This is a genomic window from Gammaproteobacteria bacterium (genome assembly GCA_030949385.1).
Lineage (GTDB): Bacteria > Pseudomonadota > Gammaproteobacteria > JAUZRS01 > JAUZRS01 > JAUZRS01.
Map to the genome: position 1 here is coordinate 272,235 of JAUZSP010000006.1, position 22,156 is coordinate 294,390.

General features: G+C 39.0%; 20 protein-coding genes and 1 pseudogene. 4 read left to right on the forward strand and 17 right to left on the reverse strand.

What is annotated here, in order from left to right:
• Positions 1–21: 21 nt before the first annotated feature.
• From Q9O24_08640 to Q9O24_08655, 4 genes are read left to right on the forward strand one after another with little or no spacing between them, the layout of a single operon-like run.
• Complete coding sequence (locus Q9O24_08640) at positions 22–951, forward strand: glycosyltransferase (protein MDQ7075199.1); 930 nt, start codon at positions 22–24, stop codon at positions 949–951.
• Complete coding sequence (gene cysC, locus Q9O24_08645; protein MDQ7075200.1) at positions 944–1,567, forward strand: adenylyl-sulfate kinase; 624 nt, start codon at positions 944–946, stop codon at positions 1,565–1,567. Before Q9O24_08640 ends, cysC begins: the two co-directional genes overlap by 8 nt.
• A gap of 10 nt (positions 1,568–1,577) precedes the next feature.
• Positions 1,578–3,062 (forward strand): ABC transporter permease, encoded by a 1,485-nt coding sequence (locus Q9O24_08650; protein ID MDQ7075201.1) that lies wholly within the window; start codon positions 1,578–1,580, stop codon positions 3,060–3,062.
• 2 nt (positions 3,063–3,064) lie between these two features.
• Complete coding sequence (locus tag Q9O24_08655; GenBank protein ID MDQ7075202.1) at positions 3,065–3,772, forward strand: ATP-binding cassette domain-containing protein; 708 nt, start codon at positions 3,065–3,067, stop codon at positions 3,770–3,772.
• 10 nt (positions 3,773–3,782) lie between these two features.
• Here Q9O24_08655 and Q9O24_08660 read toward each other — a convergent pair whose 3' ends face one another.
• The 17 genes and pseudogenes from Q9O24_08660 to rfbD all read right to left on the reverse strand — a co-directional run bounded on the left by Q9O24_08660 (position 3,783) and on the right by rfbD (position 22,131).
• Positions 3,783–4,514: a GNAT family N-acetyltransferase gene (locus Q9O24_08660; protein MDQ7075203.1), complete on the reverse strand. Its 732-nt coding sequence runs from the start codon at positions 4,512–4,514 to the stop codon at positions 3,783–3,785.
• A complete protein-coding gene (locus tag Q9O24_08665; protein MDQ7075204.1) occupies positions 4,498–5,448 on the reverse strand; it encodes a glycosyltransferase family 2 protein in 951 nt (316 codons plus the stop codon). Before Q9O24_08665 ends, Q9O24_08660 begins: the two co-directional genes overlap by 17 nt.
• A gap of 106 nt (positions 5,449–5,554) precedes the next feature.
• Positions 5,555–6,698: pseudogene (gene rffA / locus Q9O24_08670) on the reverse strand (dTDP-4-amino-4,6-dideoxygalactose transaminase).
• Positions 6,695–7,498, reverse strand: a complete 804-nt coding sequence (locus Q9O24_08675; GenBank protein ID MDQ7075205.1) for a class I SAM-dependent methyltransferase — start codon at positions 7,496–7,498, stop codon at positions 6,695–6,697. The pseudogene rffA and the gene Q9O24_08675 overlap by 4 nt, the downstream one beginning before the upstream one ends.
• A 14-nt stretch (positions 7,499–7,512) precedes the next feature.
• Positions 7,513–7,926, reverse strand: a complete 414-nt coding sequence (locus Q9O24_08680; GenBank protein MDQ7075206.1) for a GtrA family protein — start codon at positions 7,924–7,926, stop codon at positions 7,513–7,515.
• A 38-nt stretch (positions 7,927–7,964) separates the two neighbouring features.
• Entirely contained in the window at positions 7,965–9,383 is a 1,419-nt protein-coding gene (locus tag Q9O24_08685) for a hypothetical protein (protein ID MDQ7075207.1), read from the reverse strand.
• A 38-nt stretch (positions 9,384–9,421) separates the two neighbouring features.
• Positions 9,422–11,404 carry an acyltransferase gene (locus Q9O24_08690; GenBank protein MDQ7075208.1) on the reverse strand — a complete coding sequence of 661 codons (1,983 nt, stop codon included), beginning with the start codon at positions 11,402–11,404 and terminating at the stop codon, positions 9,422–9,424.
• A gap of 10 nt (positions 11,405–11,414) precedes the next feature.
• On the reverse strand, positions 11,415–11,960 hold the full coding sequence (gene gmhB, locus Q9O24_08695) for a D-glycero-beta-D-manno-heptose 1,7-bisphosphate 7-phosphatase (protein MDQ7075209.1): 546 nt from the start codon (positions 11,958–11,960) through the stop codon (positions 11,415–11,417).
• A complete protein-coding gene (locus tag Q9O24_08700; protein MDQ7075210.1) occupies positions 11,957–12,649 on the reverse strand; it encodes a nucleotidyltransferase family protein in 693 nt (230 codons plus the stop codon). Before Q9O24_08700 ends, gmhB begins: the two co-directional genes overlap by 4 nt.
• Positions 12,649–13,233 (reverse strand): D-sedoheptulose 7-phosphate isomerase, encoded by a 585-nt coding sequence (locus Q9O24_08705; GenBank protein MDQ7075211.1) that lies wholly within the window; start codon positions 13,231–13,233, stop codon positions 12,649–12,651. Before Q9O24_08705 ends, Q9O24_08700 begins: the two co-directional genes overlap by 1 nt.
• Complete coding sequence (locus Q9O24_08710) at positions 13,233–14,258, reverse strand: dehydrogenase (protein MDQ7075212.1); 1,026 nt, start codon at positions 14,256–14,258, stop codon at positions 13,233–13,235. Before Q9O24_08710 ends, Q9O24_08705 begins: the two co-directional genes overlap by 1 nt.
• Before the next feature lie 15 nt (positions 14,259–14,273).
• On the reverse strand, positions 14,274–15,287 hold the full coding sequence (locus Q9O24_08715; protein MDQ7075213.1) for a GDP-mannose 4,6-dehydratase: 1,014 nt from the start codon (positions 15,285–15,287) through the stop codon (positions 14,274–14,276).
• 13 nt (positions 15,288–15,300) lie between these two features.
• Complete coding sequence (locus tag Q9O24_08720; GenBank protein MDQ7075214.1) at positions 15,301–16,149, reverse strand: sugar nucleotide-binding protein; 849 nt, start codon at positions 16,147–16,149, stop codon at positions 15,301–15,303.
• Positions 16,150–16,155: 6 nt separating this feature from the next.
• Positions 16,156–19,782 (reverse strand): glycosyltransferase, encoded by a 3,627-nt coding sequence (locus Q9O24_08725; GenBank protein MDQ7075215.1) that lies wholly within the window; start codon positions 19,780–19,782, stop codon positions 16,156–16,158.
• A gap of 19 nt (positions 19,783–19,801) precedes the next feature.
• Positions 19,802–20,611 carry a sulfotransferase family 2 domain-containing protein gene (locus tag Q9O24_08730; GenBank protein MDQ7075216.1) on the reverse strand — a complete coding sequence of 270 codons (810 nt, stop codon included), beginning with the start codon at positions 20,609–20,611 and terminating at the stop codon, positions 19,802–19,804.
• Positions 20,612–20,633: 22 nt separating this feature from the next.
• Entirely contained in the window at positions 20,634–21,191 is a 558-nt protein-coding gene (rfbC, locus tag Q9O24_08735; protein ID MDQ7075217.1) for a dTDP-4-dehydrorhamnose 3,5-epimerase, read from the reverse strand.
• Positions 21,192–21,225: 34 nt separating this feature from the next.
• On the reverse strand, positions 21,226–22,131 hold the full coding sequence (rfbD, locus tag Q9O24_08740; GenBank protein MDQ7075218.1) for a dTDP-4-dehydrorhamnose reductase: 906 nt from the start codon (positions 22,129–22,131) through the stop codon (positions 21,226–21,228).
• Positions 22,132–22,156 lie beyond the last annotated feature (25 nt).

The window sequence follows — 22,156 nt, forward strand, 5'->3', positions numbered from 1 at the left end:
CAGGCGTTAGGCTCTTTTATTGTGAGATTTTCACTGGCGGTACCGACACTTAATGCTGGAGAATTATGGAAAGATTTTCTACAGGCTTTATCTGAACAAACGTTACAGCCCGATGAAGTTTTAGTGATTGATTCAGGGTCATGTGATGATACTGTTTCTTTAGCAAAGAAAGCTGGGTGTAATGTTCATGAAATAAAAAGAGATGAGTTTAATCACGGAAGTACCAGACAACTTGCTGTGGAAATGTTATCAAGTAATGATGTGATTGTTTTTATGACTCAAGACGTCTTACTTAATTCACCGAAATCATTTGCCATATTGATGGATTCTTTTAAGAAAGATGGATCCAAGTCCATAGGTGCGGTTTGTGGTCGGCAGCTTCCACATCACAATGCGAACCTAATAGCTGCGCATTCTAGATTGTATAATTACAAAAATAATTCATCTATTTTTACAAAAAATGATATTTCAAAACTTGGCATGAAAGCAACGTTTATGTCGGATTCCTTTTCTGCATACCGTGTGGAGGTATTACGTAATGTTGGGGGGTTTGAGAAAAATATAATTGTTTGTGAAGATGCTTTATTAGCAGGCAAAATGTTGCTGGCAGGGTATAGTACTGTCTATACTGCTGACTCCACAGTGCGCCATTCCCATAATTTTAAATTGATGGAAGAAGCGCAGAGGTATTTTGACATTGGGGTCGCTCATTCCAGTCAAGAATGGTTTATAGATACGTTTGGAGAGCCTGAAGGCGAAGGTTTCCGATATATGAAATCAGAGTTTAATTATCTTGTTAAAAAAAATCCTTTTGTTCTTCCTTCGGCGTTTGTTAGAAATTTTTTAAAGTATATTTTTTATCGGATAGGAAGAAGAGAAAAATACTTTCCAGTTAAAATTAAAAAAATATTGAGTTATCAAAAATATTTTTGGGAAAATAAAAATGTCTAGTGAGGGTATGAAGAGCAGTAACACCGTTTGGCATAGTGCTACTGTCACAAGAGAGAGAAGAGAGGCACAAAGTGGCCATAAAGGTGTAGTTCTATGGTTTACTGGTTTGTCAGGTTCAGGTAAGTCGACGTTAGCGCATGCGGTAGAGGAAGAACTTTATCAACGAGATTGTCGTACGTTTGTTTTGGATGGCGATAATGTTCGTCATGGATTATGTGGTGATCTAGGATTTGGAGAGCATGATCGACAGGAAAATATTCGGCGAGTGGGTGAGAGCACTAAATTATTTGTTGAGGCTGGTGTAATCACTTTAACCGCTTTTATTTCCCCTTTTCAGGAGGATCGAAATCGAGTGCGTAGTATGTTTCCTCATGGTGAATTTTTGGAAATTTTTTGTTCATGCCCTTTAAGTATCTGTGAAGAGCGCGATGTTAAGGGTTTGTATCAACGTGCTCGCGCTGGTGAAGTTAAGAACTTTACTGGCATTGATTCACCATATGAAGAGCCTGTGAAGCCAGAATTAATTGTTGATACTGGAAGCTTGCCTTTAAATGAAAGCGTGAATCAGGTTATGGAATTGCTTGTTTCTCGAGGTATGGTAAAGCACACTTTATAGCAGTAGTTATATGAAAAAAAACTCTCCTCTTCTCCATTCTTTAGATGATTGGTTGTCTTCTCCAGATAAATCATTTGAGTGGCCTTATCAGGCTATGCGTGAAAAAAATTGGCTAGAGGCAATTTTTCGTTGGTCTGTATTACGAAAAGCATATCCAGAACACCCTGCTGTTTGGTGTCAAGCGTCGGCTGTATATATTGAATTGGGTGAGCTGGATAAAGCAGAAGAACTTTTAGTTTACGCTCGTCAACATTTTCCAAACAATCCAAATACTTTTGTACAGTCCGCTGATATAAAATGTCGCCAGAAGAAATGGAGAGAGGCTGATGTTTTATTGAGTCAAGCGCGTGAATTTTTTCCTAATGTAGTTTCGGTTTGGGTAAAATCGGCAGAATACGCATTGCATCAAGGTGATGCTGATCAATTTGATGTGTACAGTGAGCAGGTTCGACTGTGTTCACTGAACCAAAATTTGCCAGATCCTTTTATTCAATATGCTGAATTAGCAATGAAAGCCAATCAGTGGGAGAAGGCTTTAGGTCGGTGGATGTTATTGCGAAAGAACTTTCCAGACTTACCTGTGGGTTATCTTCGTGCCGCTGAGGCTTCCCGAAAATTAGGGCGAAGTAAAGAGGCTCGTCAATTGACTTTGGCACAGCAATATGGGACTAACATTTCTGATGATTTTCAAAATAATGAACGTACTTTAATACCGCATGTTGGCCATACGAATGTGGGTGGATTGATAGAGTTAATATGGACTAAAGCAAAGTTTAACTTACGTTCGGAAGTGCATCGTAATTATCTTAGTTATGGATGGTGGGTGCTTGAGCCATTAATGTACATGATTGTTTATTATGTTGTATTTGGTCTGCTGTTGAGTCGGGGAGGGCAGGATTACCCCGTTTTTTTGCTGACGGGCTTGGTTCCCTGGATGTGGTTTATGAAAGCTGTCAGCACGAGTAGTGGTAGTATTTTGTCTGGACAAAATCTTATGCTACAAGTTGGTCTGCCATCTATTGTCTTTCCATTGGTAAGCATTCTACAAGCGACGATTAAGCAATTACCTGTATTTATTTTATTATTGGGATTTGTTTGGTTGCAGGGAAATTCTCCCTCCATTCATTGGTGGGTTTTAATCCCAGTGGTTATTGTTCAGCTGCTTTTAGTGATGGTTAGTGCCTGTGTTGTGGCGGCCGTGATTCCTTTTATACGTGATTTATCTTATCTAGTGCCTACTGGGTTAACATTTTTAATGTTTATGTCGGGAATTTTTTACGATTATCGAAATATATCGGAAGAGTGGCAGGATGTATTCTTACTTAACCCAATGGCTTTTTTACTGAAGTGTTACCGGGAAATATTAATGGATGGCATTTCTCCAGATTTGGTGACTCTAGCGTGGTGGGGAGCTGGTAGTGTTACGGCTTGTTTTATGTTGTTATTATTGTATCAGAAATTGCGATATATTTTTCCTAGAGTGGTTATGGAGTAAAGATGGAGCCGGTTATTTCATTGAAGAATGTGGCGGTAAGATACAAGCGTAGTGGAGGCCTGTTCAGAAAAAAAAATTATTATGAGGCTCTCAAGTCAATAACGTTGGATATTTACTCTGGTGAATCGTTAGGTATTCTTGGTCGTAATGGTGCAGGTAAATCAACTTTATTGCGACTTATTTCTGGGGTGATTCGTCCGGATCGTGGAAGCGTTGTTAATCGTGGTGTTTCTGTTTCTCTATTGGCTCTACAGGCAGGGTTCGATGCTAATTTAAGTGGAAGGGATAATGCAATTATCGGTGGTATGTTACAAGGATGTTCTCGGGTAGCCGTTGAAAAAGAGTTGGATAAAATTCATGAGTATTCTGAGTTGGGAGATTTTTTCTTTGAGCCGGTAAGAACATACTCGACGGGCATGCGAACTCGGTTGGGGTTTTCTATTAGCACGATTATTAGCCCCGATGTGTTGTTGGTAGATGAAGTACTCAGTGTGGGTGATAAAAATTTTAAAGAGAAGGCAGAACGTACGATGGTGGCAAAAATGCAATCTCAACAGACCGTGGTTTTAGTGTCACATTCCCATCATCAGATTGCACGTTTGTGTGATCGTGCTGTGTTGATTGATGAAGGGGTGAGTGTGATTTCTGGAAGGCCATGTGATGTTCTTAAAATATACGAAGGTCGATTAAATGTTACGGGTAATAGTTGATAAATTTTTATCATAACCAAAAATGATAAAAATATTCTTCTTTTTGTATGGAATATCCACATTTTTTATAAAGATTACATGCGGGGATATTTGTTCCTTGAGTGACAACTTGTCCGAATTTATACCGATGTTGGATAAACCAGGATTGAGCTGATCGAACAAGTTTTTCGCCATATTTTTTCCCTCTATGGTCTCTATCTATGGCAACTAAGCCTATATCACCGACTCCGTTTTTATTTCCTAGTGTAATTATCCCTATTATTTTTGTTTTTTCTTGAATAACAAGGACTTCATCTGAAATTTCCTTTTTTATGGATTTATTTGCCCATATTTTGTATAAGGCAATAAATTTCTCTCTTGGTATGTTTTTATCTATAGAGAATCTTGAATATTCCCCACTTTGTATTGCTAAGTTTTCAATATCTTTGGTTGGCATTGATTTGTCGTATGGCTTTATCATATGATAATATTGTTTATTTATGTTTTCTAATTGGTCTAGGTTGATGTTAAATGTGGTTTTTTTATCTGTAAGTTTTCCATTAAAATTTTTCAAAATACATGGGTTTATTTTGTTAATAGATGAGTAATAGACGAGTTTTTTGTTGTTATTTTTTAGCTGGATAAGGATTGTTGACAATTCCTCATTGTTTAAATTTATTCTTGTTATTTTAGAAGTTTGTAGTCCAAAAAAATCAGTGTCCCAGTTTAAGTTTTCATAGTATGTTTTATTTATATTTTTCATCTCCTCCCCCCTTTTTTTTAGTATAAATTTTACGGATAATGGTATATGGTCTTTTTTTCGTCTCTAAAAATATTTTAGAGAGATATATTCCTATGACACCTAGGGATGACATTGTAAGGCCTCCAAGAAACCATATAGACGCTATGACCGATGTCCACCCTAATAATGGTTTTAAAAAAAATATCCATTGGATGACTAGGTACGTAATATAGGTTCCAGATAAAAAAGAAATTATAAATCCCAAGTAAAATATGCTGATTAATGGTGCGTTGCTAAATGAGGTGATGGCATTAACAAGTAAAGAAATTTTTTTATGAATAGTGTATGTGCTTTTACTTGAGCTATGTTTTTTTATTTTTTGTGGCTGTTGGTCAAACCCTGTAAGATGCCAGAGTCCCATTATAAATACTTCTCGTTCTTTGTGGAGTAATAGTGCATTGACATATCGTTTAGTCATTAAGCGAGCAGTAACACTATTTTCTGTTAGAGACATACCTGTCATTTTATTGAATATGTACCAAAACCACTGTCCACTCCAGCGCTCAAATATACCACCTTTTCTTTGAATCTGTGAGCCATAAATAACATCACATTGTTGCTTTTCAATTTCATGAAAAAAATTGAGTAACCATTCAGGTTCTTCTTCTAAATCGCTGTCAATTAAAAAAATAAGCTCCCCTTTAGCATAGGAAAGTCCCGTCATCATGGCTTTGTGGTGACCAAAATTGCGTGATAGATCAATTACAGTTATATGTGGGTCAATTTCAGTAAATTCAGATGCGATGTTAAGGCTATTATCTGGTGAGCCATCGTTTACCAGTATGATTTCATAATCATTACCAACGAGCTTCTGAGCTACAATACTAGTGCGTCGATAAAATTCATCTATATGTATAGATGAATGGTAAAGTGTTGTAACAATGGAGAGCTTCATTAAGCTATTATTTCCTTCACTTGTTTCGGTCGAGTAAGTAAAAAATTGTGTATATTTTATGAATCTTAATGGTGATTAAAATTTTTATAGCTAGTTTTTAAAAAATTTAACTTATAAGATTAAGGGATTTTTTAAGGTTCAGAATGATATAGTCTTGTTGTTCATTACTTAAGCCAACCCAGAGGGGTAGGCGAATTAATTGTTTAGATAAGGTATTCGTTACGTTAAGAGAGCCATGTGTGCGGCCATATCTCTTTCCGGCAGGAGATGAATGAAGGGGAACATAGTGAAAAACCGAATTGATACCATTACATTTAAGTTCTTGAAGTATTTTTTGTCGGTTTATGTTTTTTTCAAGTAAAATATAGTACATATGGGCATTATGTTGACAGGTGCTCGGTATGATAGGACGACGAAGGATGCCATTTTTTTCTAGTGGTTCCAATAGTTGATGGTAACGCTGCCAAATATTTAGGCGTTCTTGTGTAATTATTTTCGCTTCTTCAATTTGAGCCCATAGAAAGGCAGAAATTAATTCACCTGGGAGAAATGAAGAGCCAATATCTTGCCATGTGTATTTATCTATTTCACCACGAAAAAACTGATTTCGGTCTGTTCCTTTTTCACGAATAATTTCAGATCGTACGCTTAATTCTGGGTTATTGACCAATAATGCTCCGCCTTCTCCAGAAATTATATTTTTAGTCTCATGGAAGCTATAAGTTCCTATATCTCCTATACTTCCAAGAGCTCGTCCTTTATAACTTGCCATAACTCCTTGGGCCGCATCTTCTATTACTTTAAGCTTATATTTTTTGGCAATAGATATTATAGTGTCCATTTCACAGGCTACACCTGCATAATGAACGGGAACAATGGCGCGTGTATTAGGGGTAATAGCAGATTCTATTAGATTTTCATTAATATTAAGGGTGTCTTCGTGTATATCGATAAATACAGGTACTCCTCCACGAAGTACAAAAGCATTGGCAGTGGATACAAAGGTGTAAGACGGCATGATAATTTCATCACCAGGCTGAATGTCTAATAATAGGGCTGACATTTCTAGAGCTGCGGTACAAGAATGGGTGAGTAGTGCTTTATTACATCCGGTATTTTTTTTCTAGCCACTTGTGACAATGTTGAGTATACGGGCCATCGCCTGATAATTTTCCATTGAAGTGTGATTGAGCAATATAATAAAGCTCTTTGCCTGTCATATAGGGCTTATTGAAAGGAATATTTTTCATTTTTTTCTTTGGGCAACGATTAATAAACTTCCGCCAGCTATATTTGGAAGCCAGTTTGATATATGGTTTTCTAGTCTAATTATTGAGAGTAGTATTTTATTTAGCATAGGATGGATATGAAAGGAGTTATTTCTAATTTTTTCATTTTCTTTATTCCTGTTTAAAATTTTTCTAAGATAAAGTAAGGGGAGAATGGTAATAAAAAAATATTTAGCTTCTAATACTTCTAAGCCAGATTTATTTATAGTGGCTATTAGTGATGCTTTATTATATCGGCGTTTGTGAGCTGCTAGTATATCATCTTGTCCCCACAGCCATTGGTGTGCTGGAACGCTAACAAGTAAAATCCCTTCTGGTTTGAGCATTTTTGATACTTGAGTAAGTGCTAGAACGTCTTTTTCAAAGTGTTCTAGGACATCAAACATACCAATGGCATTGAATTCATTCTGGAATGGCGGGGTGAATAGGTCAAATTGATAGCATTCGGATATGCCATTTTTTTTTGCATATCGAAGCCCTGATAGATGGATTTCACCAATAGCTATTTTATAGCCTTCTTTTTGTAGGCCTTGAGCCACATAACCTGTTCCTGCACCAATTTCAAATATTTGAGATGTTTTTGAAACATATCGAGTAAATGTTGAAATTATTCGTTCTCTTCGCGTAATAAACCAAAAATTTTCTTTTTCTACTGCATAGAGTTCATCTAAGCCAGATGATGGGTAGTCAGTATGATTTTCACTAACTTCAGGCTTGAAGCAAGTGATACCATCGATTGTGATGCTTTTTTTGTGATCCATAGGATTTTATTTTGCTATGTTTGATTGGTTTTTTTTGAAAAGACAAAGTACTTGGACAAGAGAAAAAGAAGTAAGGCTACTATGACAATAGCAAATCCTTGACTGAGTGCAGGATTATAGCCGAGTAAGTCAATCATCGCAATAAGAATTAAAAGATTTGCGGTGTAGCCTACAAAGTGTGAGAAAAAGTAGCGTGTACCTGATGTTTTTATATTTCCTGTGTGAGAAAAAGTCCATTTCCTGTTAGCCCAGTAGCTGAGAGAGGCTCCCGATATGTATAATATAGTCATGATGATTTTAGGATCCATGCCAAAAAAAATCCCTGTTAAGTATAAAATAAAAATGACTGTATTACTTATAATGCCAATCAGCCCATATTTAACTATTTCATGAGTAGGAGGGAGGTGGTGTTTGAATTTTTTTTTCATTATATCTACAAATTTTTTTGTTAGGAGGTGGTTTCATCTTAATTGTTATATTTTTCAATAAATCCTTTTTCCATAAATAAATTCATTTTATTCTCTTTGATATATTTTATGGATTTTTTATATGGCTCGGGATAATTGTTGCCTGTCACAAAATATGATGGACGAGCATTGAAGTCGTTGTTTCCATGGGTAATGATAGTGCTATTTACATTGGATATTCCTTTTCTAATGTATTTTGACATGTTCCAGCCACTTGTGGTTGCCCATAAATGAGAGCTGATTATGAGAATAATAGCGAAGTTTACTCCAGCCTTTACCTCTATTGACTTATTTTTTATGTATTCTACCCATACCCATATAATACCAACTAAGCTGAGTGAATACATACGATAATATCTTGGAATATTTGCAGAGATAGGTTCCTGCATGTCGGGATTGTATCTAAATATCCATCCAGCTAAGGCTGTCAGTATGCCTAAGATAATTAAGGTGATCGGGGTCTGTGTTTTGAGGTGTATTTTCGATTTATAGTAAATAAAAAATGTTAAAATATAAACTAGAAGGATTATTGTTCCTCCTACTTCAATGTCTTGATTATTTAAGTCAAATATTTTCTTGTAGTCGGAAATATTCCCCCAGGCAGACATGAGGCCGATTCCGATGTATTGTGTTAAATTGACAAAATGTTCTAGGGTTTTATTTATGGTGTCAGCTGTTATGGAATACTGTGTGTTTGATTGTAGGCCTAGTGCTGAATATATGAGTTTATTTAAAAAAATTGAAATTAATATTACTGAAGATAATTTTAAATAGATAAAGTCTTTTTTAAGAAGGCTGCTAATAAGAAAGGCTAATATAATGGCGGCAGCTACTAGTTTCGCACCATCTCCAAAAAACGTCAGAAATGCTGTGAGCCAAATGATCTGTATAAACGAGTTTCGATAGTTAAATTTTTCTTCTGATGCTTTGTTTAATTTAATTATCACCAGCAAACTAAAGAGACCTTCAATATATCCGATAGTTACCAGTGACCAGGTGTATACATTGGTGCTTACTAAACTCATGATGACGATAGCAGAGGCTATTGAGGCTAGTAGGCCAAGAGAGTGTTTTTCAAATTCTCTGATTAGAATTAGGCTGCTTAGAACTATGAACAATACCCCTAACAAACCTTCATAATCCATCCTTAAATTAAATAGCTCTGCGTTGATGATAAAGAGGGTGGCAACAATAGGCTGGGGGTGATGGTCTTTAAATAGGCTTGATAATGTAAGGGTTCCTTCGTTCCACGGTATTAGATAAATATCTATAAATCGCCAGCCATCTGCCTTTATATAAGGGAGGGTGTTTTGGAATGAAAACCAGAATATATTTGCCGCTAATAAAAAAAATATTCCCCAGAATATTTTTTTTTGGATGGCGAGTGGCAAGATACGTATTTTTTTTGAAGGGGTCATAGATTTTTAGTTCTTTCAGCGTTGGTTAAATTGGTTTTTTAGGTATGGGGTAAGACTTTGGGGGGGGCATGGGTATGCTTTATGGGTGGAAAACCAATTTTTTCTAAATCCATATTGTATGTTCTTTTTATAAGGCTTCCTATGTAAATCGCAAATCCTAATGATAAGTGATGTTTGTCATAGGTAAATGGTTCCTTGTTAGCTTTTGTCTGACAAGTGCTGATTTTTCCTTTGGAGCATAGCATACCCATTTTGTTAATATATAAGTATTTTAAATCTGTTTTATTTATTTTAGGATTTTTGGTTTCATCTGTTTCTGGCCCATAGGAAACGAACTTTGGGTTTATGCAGGCCTGATATGATTTGAAGTGATTTATTAATTCTGAACAGTCTTTTTTCATGTTGATGTAACTCCCCATTACTACGAGAGGAAGTTTTTTGTTTATTTTTTTCATGTAAGATATTATTTCCCAGCTTATTTTTTTATTTTGTGAAAATGGGAAATTAGAGCTGTAAATTAGACCTGATAAAGAAGAGATGAATTTAGGGCTGTTTAAAATAGAAATTCGTTTCTTGCATGCCCTGTCATTGTTGTCTGAGATGATTCCTGAATCCGTTATGTAGGGAGCGCATTTATTTAGTGTTCCAAAGTATATAAGGCTAACATTGGGGTTTTCTTTGTATATATGCTGAAATGCATTGTACCCATCAGGCTCATGAGAATTTCCGATAACTAATATTTTCCAAAGTGCGTCTTTATTACAATATTTTTCATCTTGAAGTCGAGTTAAATTACACCCTGAATGAAGTAGAGAAAATCGTCGTTTTTTACCTTCATTTATGGCTGTATTGGATAGGGTGATGTCATTGTATCGCCATTCCCAGCCTGATGATGCATTGATTTGTAATCCTACGGCTGTGATGGCTAGAATGCTAATGAATACAGTGGTAATAAATGGCTTTTGGTTTGTGGTGTGTGATTTTTTTCTAAAGGGTTTTTCTATAAAGAAATACATGGCTATAGATATAGACAGTGTTGCTATGAATATAGGAATATATTCTGAATCGTGAATGGTATCAAATTTAAAGTATTCGTAGAACACCAGTATTGGCCAATGAGTGAGGTACATTGAGTAGCTTATTAGTCCGATGCCAACGGATATGGGATTTGTTAGAATGTACCCAAAAATTTTTGAATTGGAGCTTATTATAATTAACATTGCACCAATGCAGGGTACTAAGGCATTGTAATAAGGGAATATAATGTTATCTGTATATCCGAATATAGAATAAGCCACCATAAAAAGGCCTACTGCCATGCTAATTTCATGATATTTTTGGTTTGAGGGGAGTCGAGCTGCTATGAAAATGGTTAAGGCACCGAGTGTTAGCTCAAAAATACGAAAGGGAGTTAGATAAAATATAGTGGATTTATAGTCGCTATCGAAATTTCCATTTACCCATATAGCATTGAGGATGAAGCTAAAAAAGCCAATGAAAAGAAGAGTGTATATTATTTTTGAATGGTTTCGTTGAAAACTTATGCAGAAGACGAGTATAGCAGGCCAAAATAGATAGAATTGTTCTTCCACACTGAGTGACCAAGTGTGTAAAAGTGGTTTTAAATGAGAGTCTGTATCAAAGTAACCGCTTTCTGTCCAGAATAATATGTTGGATACGGATAATATTGAAGCTGCTAAAGATCTTCCAAATGCTGAGAACTGTTCTGGTGAATAAAGTATGGCTGCACAGAGCAAGCTACCGACTAGCGTGGCAAGCAATGCAGGGATGAGTCGGCGCATACGTCGGATATAGAATCGTTTAAAATTGAATGTTTCAGTATTTTCTATTTCACTTAAGATAAGTTTTGTTATTAAAAACCCACTGATTACGAAAAAAATATCGACACCAACATAGCCACCTGTAAATGCTGTTTGGCCAAAGTGATAAAAAATAACGCTAAGTACTGATATGGCTCTTAGGCCGTCAATATGGCGATGGTATGTGTGTGTGGTTGTCATATGTATGCTTTTAGTGAAGTAATTGTTGTATTAAGCTTAAATGGTTTGTAGAACATATATTTGGGAAAAGTGGTGTATTTAAGCTACCTTTTTTATTATAGAGTAAATTTAAGTTGATTTTGGCTGATAATCCTGCTTGTATGTCACTTTGTTTATTTCCGACTAAGAGTGATTTCGATAAATCTACATTATATTCACGTTGAGCTTGAAGAATCATTCCTGGATTTGGTTTACGACAGGTAGCATCTTTACGATATTTACCGATGCCATGAGTCGGGTGATAGGGGAAAAAATACACTTTTGTAATATCAACACCCTTTCTGGAAAATGCTTCAAGCATCCAGTTTGTGAGCGCCAAAAAATCTGTTTCAGTATAATAGTCGCGCCCGCTCCCCGCTTGATTATTATGAAAAATTAGGTACCCAAGTTGATTGGCTTTTTGACACAGTGAAAATATTCCATCAATGAACTCAAAGTCTTCTTTTTTATAAACATAGGCATGATCAATGTTGATAGCACCATTTCGATCAAGAAAAAGAGCAGCTTGAGAGTTCACTCTAAAACCTTTGCTAAAAGTGTTTGAGCCCTTGAGTAATCTTCAGGTATGCCAATATCAATAAATTGACCTTGAGTTATAAAAACTTGAAAGGGTTGATCTAATACTGCTGGTGTCAAAAATTCATTCTCTAGAGAAAATTTTTGTCCTAATGGAAAGTGGTCGAGGATGTGTGTGGGTAACAGGTAGCAGCCTGCATTGATGAGTCCTTTTCCGGATTGACCCTTTTCTAAGAAGCCAATGACATGATTGTTTTTTATTTTTAGACCGCCGTATCGGGATCTGTCTGCTACTTCGCAAGCCACAATGATGGGCTGTTGTGACTTTTTCCATAGAGACTCAATCTCTACGGCTTCTAAGTCTAAGTAGGTGTCGCCGTTAAAAATAAAAGCATGGTCATTTTTACAATGTGACAGGGCAGATCGTATAGCACCGCCTGTTTCTAAGGGCGTGGTTTCAATTTCATAAATAAGCTCTAGGTCGGCAAAGTGATTACCGAAATGATGGCTGATTTTATCTGCCATATGACCCAAGGACAAGACAACTCTTTTAAATCCCTTTGATGCAAGGGTCGTAAGTAAAACTTCCAAAAAAGGATGGCCGTTTATAGGAGCCATAGGCTTTGGCACATCTTGAACGACTTGTTTTAGGCGTGTACCGAATCCACCGGCTAAAACAATGGCTTCCATTAGGCTTGATCCTTAAAAATACTTTTTTCTATTAAGCCACACAAGATATGTCCTAAAACTAGATGGCCTTCTTGAATGTTGGGGGTTTGTGCTGAAGGGACAGCTAAAATATGATCGCAGAGTATTTCCATTTTTCCTTGTTTGTTACCGGTTAATCCAACAGATATTACGCCGTATTTTTTTGTTTCTGCAAAGGCATGCAGAATATTGGCAGATTGGCCTGAGGTTGAATAGCCGATGAACACATCTCCTGAGCGGGAGTGAGCTTGTATTTGTCGAGAAAAGAGTTTTTCATAACCATAGTCATTGCCTATGGCGGTAAGGATAGATGAGTCAGTGGTTAATGCTATGGCTGGTAGACCTGGGCGGTCAAAAGCAAAACGGCTGACAAGTTCACCGGCAATGTGTTGAGCGTCGGCAGCACTGCCTCCGTTGCCAGCGAGCATGATTTTGCCACCATTGTTTAGACATTCAACACATACATGCACTACAGTTTCGAGGCTCGAAATCAGGGCAGTATCGCTGAGAATTTTGGATATGACGCTCTGCGTTTCGGTTATTTGCTCAATGATGTCACGTTGCATTAGACTTTCCATGCTTGTGTGCCGTGTTTTGTGAAGTGGCAATTACTAACTTGCCCATCAAAGGCGTTGAGGGAGCGAATAACATCCATGCGTTTGTCTGGTGGGGTAAAAAACATCATAAATCCGCCACCACCGGCTCCGGAGACTTTGCCTGCTAATGCCCCAGATGCAATGGCCGTTTCGTATATTTCATCAATGTGTGAATTAGAGACGCTTCTGGCTGAACGTTTTTTATTTTCCCATCCTTGTTGCATTGATTCAACCATGCCATTGAAATCTCCTCTGAGTAGGCACTCTTTCATGAGAAGTGCTTCTTGTTTTATGCCGTGCATGGCATCAATGGCTTTTTGGTCGCCTGTACTGACATTGCTGCTTTGTTCGGTAATGATTTTTGCTGATTCTCTGGATACTCCGGTGTAAAAGAGCAACAGTGATGCTTCTAGTTCGCAAATAATCCAGTGTTTGATTCGGAGGGGATTAACGATGGTTCTTCCTTTTGTGTAAAACTCCATAAAATTAAAGCCGCCAAAAGTGGCAGAGTATTGATCTTGGTGGCCGCCGTTTAAGCCGCAATCTTCCCGCTCTATTTTGTAGGCCATACGAGCGATTGTGTAGTCATCAAGAGGAAGGTTCAGCAGTTCGGCAAAGGCTCGAATCATAACTACGACTAGAGTAGAAGATGAACCAAGCCCTGAGCCAGCAGGCGCGTCACAAAATGTACTTAATTCTAAAGGAATGGTTTTTCCGTTGTTGTAGGTAGTGATGATTTCGTTATACACGGCTTGGTGAAGGTTCATTTTACCATTAATTTCTAAAGGGGCGGTGAGCAGCCGCACGGTTTCCTCTTGTTGATCCGTAGAGATGAATTTTATAACGGGTTCAGTTAGAGGGGTGATTACCGCATAGGCGTAGCGATCTATGGTTGCATTGAGAACATACCCGCCATGTTCATCGCAATAGGGAGAAACATCAGTTCCCCCTCCTGCTAGACCTAAACGCAACGGTGCCCGTGCTCGGATGATCATATGATTGTTCCTGAGTTACCGAGTTAAAAAGTCTCGGCCTGATTTCACTTGCTCTCTCCAATATTCAAGGAGGTCTTTCATGGTGGTTTCAAAAGGAATTTCAGGCTCCCAGCCGGTCACCGCTTTAAATTTATCCGTATTGGGAACTTGTAAGTCAGCATCAATTGGACGTAGGCGCTCTGGGTCTGTTTCGACTTGAATATTTTTTACGGTCGAGAGGGCGATAAGGCTGTTTAGCATGTCGGCGATGGAGCAGGTGTAGTTGCCGCCAATATTATAATAGGCTCCTGCGATGGGGTTAATGGTCACCAACATGTGATAGGCCTTCACAGCATCACGTACGTCGGCAAAGGTTCTTAAAGAATCTAGGTTACCTGTTTTAACAATAGGGGGGATTAGGCCTGCTTCAATCATGGCAATTTGTTTGGCAAAGGTGGATTCAGCAAACACATCCCCACGGCGTGGACCGGTATGGGTAAACATTCGGGTCGTCATAACCGTCATATTGTAGGCTTCAGCGTAATAACGGCCAATTAAGTCGGTTCCAACCTTGGAAATGGCGTAAGGAGACGCAGGGTGAAAGGTGCATTCTTCATCAATGGGGAGCTTTTCTTTTGGAACGCGGCCAAAGACTTCGGATGATGCACAGACGTGAGTTATGGCATCGACGTCATTTTTTCTCAGGGCTTCCAATACGTTGGCTGTGCCTTGTATATTGGTTTCCAGTGTATCCAGAGGAGAGTCAAAGCTGGTTTTTGGGTAGCTTTGTGCTGCTAAATGAAAGACATAGTCGGGTTTGGACTGTTTAACAGCTTCATGAATTGAATGGTAATCCCTTAGGTCTCCATAGAGTAGATGAACGCGCTCACCTCTGTTTATTTTTGGCAGTAAGTTGGCGATATTATCCAGAGGGCTTCTCCAGCGACATAAACCGTATATTTCCCAATCTGTTTTTTCCAGTAAGTAGTCGGCTAAGTGAGAGCCAACCATGCCGGTGATGCCGGTGATAAGTACCCGTTTTTGAGTCATTTTTGCAATCCTCTTAGCCTTTTAGTTCTTTTAAATACGCTGTGTCGACATTATACGGTTTTCTGCCGAGATAGTGTGTGAGTTGTTCTATATTCATAAATATATTTACAGGGCGGGCACTGTAAAAGTCTGCGGTTGGTTTGGTTATGTTGTATGTCAGGAGGGGGCTGTATTGCCTAGAGAACGCATCTGCTATATCAATTCTGGATATTGGAGTGGGTCCCCCTATGTTCAAAGTGTGTAACGTTGTTGGCCATTTTTTTGTGAGATTGATGATGACTTCCAGCAAATCACCGATCCAGACAGCATTTCTTAATAAAGGATGAAATAAATCAGCTGATCGGTTTTTATCTGCACATTCTGATAAGTAGTGTGTAAATTTATCTTGCTTGGATATGACGTAGGACAGTCGTAGAGCTAAGAAATTTTGTGTGTCATGAAAGTGTTCCTCAACATTGGCTTTCATTCTTGCATAATCTCCGACGGGAGTAAGTGCTTGACTCTCTTTAGCAGGGGATGTGGTTTCTCCATAGACGGTATCGCTTGAGAAAAAAACTACTTTTGCACCTTGAGATAGACAGTGAGAAATTAGTTTTTTTGTACCGCTGACATTAACAGCATAAGCAAGCTTAGGTTGTTGTTTGCAGATGTCAGGAGAGGATATGGCTGCCGTTAGCAATACCGTATCACCTGAATGGATGAATTTTAAATTATCAGTCTTGAAGTCCGCTAAGTTTAGCTGTCGTTTTCCAGATTCATGACGTGATGTCGTTACCACTGTGTTTGGTGGTAGCTTGGCAACTAAACAACGCCCTATCATGCCGTTGCCACCAATGAGGATGGTTTTTTTTGAGGTGTTCATGTGATTTTACCTCAGCTCATCAAGTAAAGAGATCAGTTTACGTTGTCCTGTACTGATGGAATATTCGTCATGAACAAATGATAGGCCTGCATCAGACAAAGCGTTCCAAAGGGTCTCATTCTTGAGAAGATCTAAGGTTTTTTGGGCAAATTCTTGGCTTTCATTGGCAACAAGAACATTGATGTTGTCTTTAAGACCCATGCCTTCGGTTGCTATGGATGTGGCTATGACAGGAACTCCGTAGCTGAGGCTGGTGCCAACTTTTCCCTTAATGCCAGCGCCATACCGCAAAGGTACAATGGAAAGAAGGGCGGTGTCGAAATAGTTACTGATGTCTTCGACAAAGCCGACGACATCAATGCCATCGGCTTTGATATTAAGTAACTCGTCCGGTGGATGGCTGCCGATAATGGTCAGCTTAAGACTGGGGCGTTTTTCTTTTATCAGTGGCCAGATATCTTCAATAAAATATAGAATGGCATCTACGTTGGGGGTATGGCGGAATCCGCCGATAAAAAGGATGTTTTCCCTTTTTTGAAAAGGGTTTTTTCGGCCAGGGATGTCCAGAATCAGGGGGATGACCTGAATGTTGGCATCTGAAATTTCCTCAACAAGGATCTCTTTTTCTGTGTTGGATAAGACAATCGTCGCGTCAGATTGTTGCATAACGCTTAATTCGAGTTTTTTGGTTTCTTTTGCTTTTTTGAGCAGTGAAGCGGAATTTTCGATTTCAGCTTGTCGCTCTTCTCTTAGATAATGTAAATCCACTGTATTGAAGACGATGCGTGCATTTGGGCAAAGTTCTTTGACAAGTGCGATGTACTGGGACGCATAAGTGACTCGATAAAGAAAAACAGTATCGAGGTGTTTGCCAAAGCCCTCTAAGTATTCCTTCACATTGCGATAATAGGGGCTATAAATACACTCGACACCAATCCGTTGCAGGTTGCTGGTGTAGTGATTTAAATGGGCAAAATTATCTGCTGGTATAAAAGTAACTCGATGTCCAGACTTTACCATGCATTGCATAAAATGATAGGCGGTTATGGAGCCTGCGTCTTTGTCAGGTTCGGGGGTTGAGGCATCAATCACAAGGATGCGTAAATCACATTGTCTATCACGCTCTAGGTAGGGTTCGATGCCGTTAGGTCGATGGGATGAAAGCTGAGCCTGCCAACGCTTAAAGAGTTTTTGGCTGTTGGTGATTTGATATGATTTGATTCCGCTCGTGAGATCGGTTCCAGAGGAGACTCCTTCGTGATGCACGATGACCGATAGAGGTTGGTAAAGAACACTTTTGCCGTTCGATCTGATTTTTAGGGCAAGGTCGGAATCTTCGCAATAAGCGGGTTTATAGTGGCAATCAAAGCCGTTAAATTCATCAAAGAGTGCTTTAGGAACCATAATGGCTGCCCCTGATATGTAGTCCACTTCTCGCATGTAGTTGAATTCAGGGCGTTCAGGGTCACCATTTCGGCCATAATTCCAGGCAGAGCCATCGCTCCACATGATGCCACCTGCTTCTTGCAGTGAGCCATCCGGATAGATTAATTTCGAGCCAACCAGTCCAGTATTTGGAAAGCTGATAAAAGTAAGCGCCAACTCATCTAACCACCCGGTTGTCACGGTCGTATCATTGTTTAGAAAAAAAACGTAATCACCATGAGCTTTGCTTGCGCCATTATTACAGCTTTCGATAAATCCAGAGTTGATATCATTTTTAATGTAGACTGCTTCTGGAAAGTTGTGTATCTGTTGGGGTGTCTCATCTGTAGAACAATCATCTACTACGATCACTTCGATCTGGCAGAATGAAGGATGGTTGCGGATGGATTGCAGGCATTTTTCGGTATAACCCCAGTTGTTGTAGACCGGAATGATAATAGAAACGTTTGTTTTTCTTAGTTTTTTTATATGGTCATCGGGAATAGGAGTGTTTGTTTTTTCTGGTAAGGGTTGCCATGATTGCCAATGCTTAAATTCACTTGTGCGATTAAATAATTTTGGAAGGAATCTAAATACGGTGTTTCTTAGTGCAAGTTTGTTTGCGGGTTTTAGAGGAGTTTTGTGATACATGCGTCGCCCAAGATTAATTAGGGTGTTGGAGACTGATAAGGTGGCATGTTTACTTTTTTTCTTTAATGCACGTAGAGGTCTTGTGATCGACCAGGATTTGCTTGTGTGTAATTTTTTAATGACTTGTTCGAGCTTTAAAATATGTTCTTGATGTCTTTTTGATGTGTGTTCTAGATGGTCAATGTGCGCCCTTCCATTAAGTGCTTCCAGTTCTCTTTGAGCTAAGAGCTGTGCGTATGTATTAGCCTTATTTTCTATTTTTTTCATGCTTTTGTTTAAATTCTTAAGTGTTGTTTCTACATCTTGTAGTTGGCTGCTTGTCTGGAGGTGCAGGTTATCTAGTTCTTTGTTTTCTAGAGTTTTTTGTTTTAGTTCATGGTTTAGCTTGGTTATTTTGTGTTGTAATTCGGCCTCAGTTTCTTTGAGTTTGGAAGCGTGTTTGGCCTCAGTTTCTTTGAGTTTGGAAGCGTGTTTGGCCTCAGTTTCTTTGAGTTTGGAAGCGTGTTTGGCCTCAGTTTCTTTGAGTTTGGAAGCGTGTTTGGCCTCAGTTTCTTTGAGTTTGGAAGCGTGTTTGGCCTCAGTTTCTTTAATCTTTGATTTGATCATGATGTTTTCATTTTTCAAGGCGTTATAGTCTTTGCCTTCTTGTACTGTGATTTTATCAGGCTTGTCTTTTTTATTTCTTATTTTTGAATAAGATTGTGAGTGCCATAGGGCAGAATAGAGATTGTCTGTAGAGGCGAGTTCTGATTGGATTAAGTTAAAGTCATCCTCTATTTTATTGGGCAAGCTATTTTCAAGCGCTGCCTTTTGAAATATTTTACATGTTTTGGTGACTAATTGGGATAGTTTTGGATCATGGGTAAGGGTGTTGTCGATAGCATGGTGGTGCCTTAGGGTTGGGTCTATGAATTTATTGATTTTGTTAAGGGTATGTGAAGAAAAATTAAGAGTTAAGTCGGTTAATGTACGTGAGCATCGAGTTATTTCTTTTTCCCAGTTTAAAAGGAGTTGGTCGTACATAAGGAAGATACGAGGATGTGCGCGGCTCCATTCTTCAGATTCGAGAACATGTCTTAACCAAAGCAAGTAACTGTGGTTGGCGGATAGTTCATTGCGTTTTTTTAAAGAGTCGGCTACCTCAATGGGTGATCTTCCCACTAAAATGTAATTGTGATTCCATTTGAGCCGCTTTAATATTTTTTGCCAAATGGGTAGTAAGCGGCAAAGCCTTGGATCCTTAATAATTGGTTGTTCTATATCAGTGTAGTGTTGTTGAGCAAGTTTATAGAGTTGTTCCTCGAAGGGTTTTATGTCGGCTTGATTCCACCAAGTGTTGGGCAAAGGGTTTGGGTCTTGCCAAGAGGAGCCGAGTTTTTGGAGTAGTTCATCGTGCACAGCAACAATATCTGTGGGCTCCCAAAAACCGGTAGGATTATCCTCGGCAGGTTGCATAAGGTTTGTGCCAGGATCTGTGCCAAGAAGATTGAATAGTCGTGTGGATACAGAAGTGCCACTACGGTGCATCCCCAGTATGATTAAAATGGTTTTATTCATTTAAGTTATCAGTTGTTTTTTAGGTGTTAAGAAGAAGCTGACAGCGATTTTTAAACTCTTTAAGTTTTTTTTCAAATTCAGGTATTTCTCTGGTTGAGGTTGATAGTTTTTTATCGGCTTTATGGTATAACTGAGAGTCTAGTCGGTTATTACTCAGTAAGGCTGTTTTTGCTTCATTGCTGAGCTTATCAAGAAAGGCATGTGGTGGACAGGTTGGTTGTTTTGATGTGTTTTGTGGTACGTAGGCTAAATCAAGTTTTGGAAAATTGGTTTTTAGGATGTGCTCAAATACAACCATGCTTTCATCAAAGCGTTCTACGGTCCCAGTCAGAACATTATCTAGGTTGAGATGTGATAGAGCAGATTCTACAAAATTGTCATCTATGATTCTTGCAGGATTGTTGATGTTGTTTAAATATCTGACATGGTGGTTTTTTATAATAGAAGGTACATCATCACGCATGCGCCAGATTATATAGTCAGAAAAATTTAATTCTTTTGCCATTTTAGAACCTAGGGAGCTTATAGGTTGTTTTTCTTCAAATTCAAATACTGATTTTACTCGTCTAATAGGTTCACGAAGCAGGATGAGCCACCAGCTTTTTGATATTTTGTTTGGAGTAAACGGCATGTGATGGCTTGAAATGACCGTGAAGCTCGGGTTATTTTTAATGTACTCATTAAGGTATCCAGCGCCTTGCTTCTGCATTAAGGCATCTTCTCTGTGATCACAGAAATTTTCCCCGTAGTTACGTTGTAGAGCCCAGTCTAAAGTGGAGCCTGCATTTTTAAATATATGACAATGTAAAATTAAATTTTTCTTGTTCACTTTGGCGGCCTTGGGAGGTATTTTATAGTTTAGGTGTTGTTTTTTGGTGAGAAAGAAAAGGTGTGCTTTTTTGATCTTTATTGGAAACTAAAGGAGGTGTTTGGATTGGCCATTGGATATTAATGTGAGGGTCATTCCATTGAATTCCTGCTTCCAGTTCAGGGCTATAATAATCTGTTGTTTTATACAAAAACTCCGCATTTTCCGAAAGAGTCAAAAAGCCATGAGCAAAGCCCTCTGGAATCCAGAGCTGCTTTTTATTCTCAGCTGAAAGCACCTCGCCAACCCATTGGCCAAACGTGGGCGAGCTTTTACGAATGTCCACAGCCACATCAAAAACCTCTCCCTGAGTCACACGTACTAATTTTCCTTGTGCTTTGGGTGGCAGTTGATAATGCAGCCCTCGCAAGACCCCTTTGCTGGATTTTGAGTGATTGTCTTGCACAAACTGGACGTCAAGCCTCGTGGCATCCCGAAATACTTTTTGGTTAAAGCTTTCAAAGAAAAACCCGCGCTCATCGCCAAAGACTTGTGGCTCAAATAAGATCACATCAGGGATGCTTAATGGAGTGGTCTTCATGATCGTCTGAGTGTGCGGTGTTGTCGAAGCGAGATCATAAGTTTTCTTTTATTACTAATTCGGTGATTAATCGTTTGACGTGAGTTTGCCAGATAGGCAGAACAATGCCAAAAGTTTCTGTTAATTTTTGTGAGCTGAGTCGTGAATTTTTTGGGCGTGTTGCAGCTTGTGGATATTCATCGCTCTGAATCGGGCGTATTTTGTCAGGTGTGGTTGAAAGTGTACAGCCGTGTTTTTCAGCTTGGGTGATGACGTATTGAGCGAACTCAAACCAACTGCTCTCACCGGCTGCACTCAGATGATAGGTGCCGATGATGTTTTTGTTGCTGCCTTTGTCTTGTTGGAGGTGATAGAGACAGAGTGCGGTGATGTCGGCAATCAGCTCGGCGCTGGTGGGTGCGCCGTATTGATCTTTGATTACCCTGAGTTCGTCGTGCTGTTTGGCCAGTTTCAACATGGTTTTAGCAAAATTATTGCCGCGAGCTGCAAAGACCCAGCAGGTGCGAAAAATCAGGTGTTGGCAGCCACTTTTTCGTATGGCTTCTTCACCTAATAGCTTGCTTTTTCCATAAACGGATTGGGGGTTGGCTTGGTCGGTTTCGTTGTAAGTGCCTTCTTTTTCACCATCAAAAACATAGTCAGTGGAGTAGTGGATTAGCCAAGCGTTGAGGTGTTTGGCTTCTTTTGCTAATAGGGCAACGGCGGTGTGGTTGATTTTTTCAGCCTGCTCTGCTTCGCTCTCTGCTTTATCAACAGCGGTGTAAGCGGCCGCATTGACAATTACATCGGGTTGGTAATCTCGCAAGGTGGTTCTTAGCTTGTCAAGGTTTGCCAAATTCACATCGGAGCGGTTGCAGATCTTCAGCTCTCCCAAAGGGGCGAGGGAGCGTTGCAGTTCCCAGCCCACTTGACCGTTTGCGCCGAGCAGTAACATTTTCATTGGTTTTGTTGTTCCACGGAGGCCT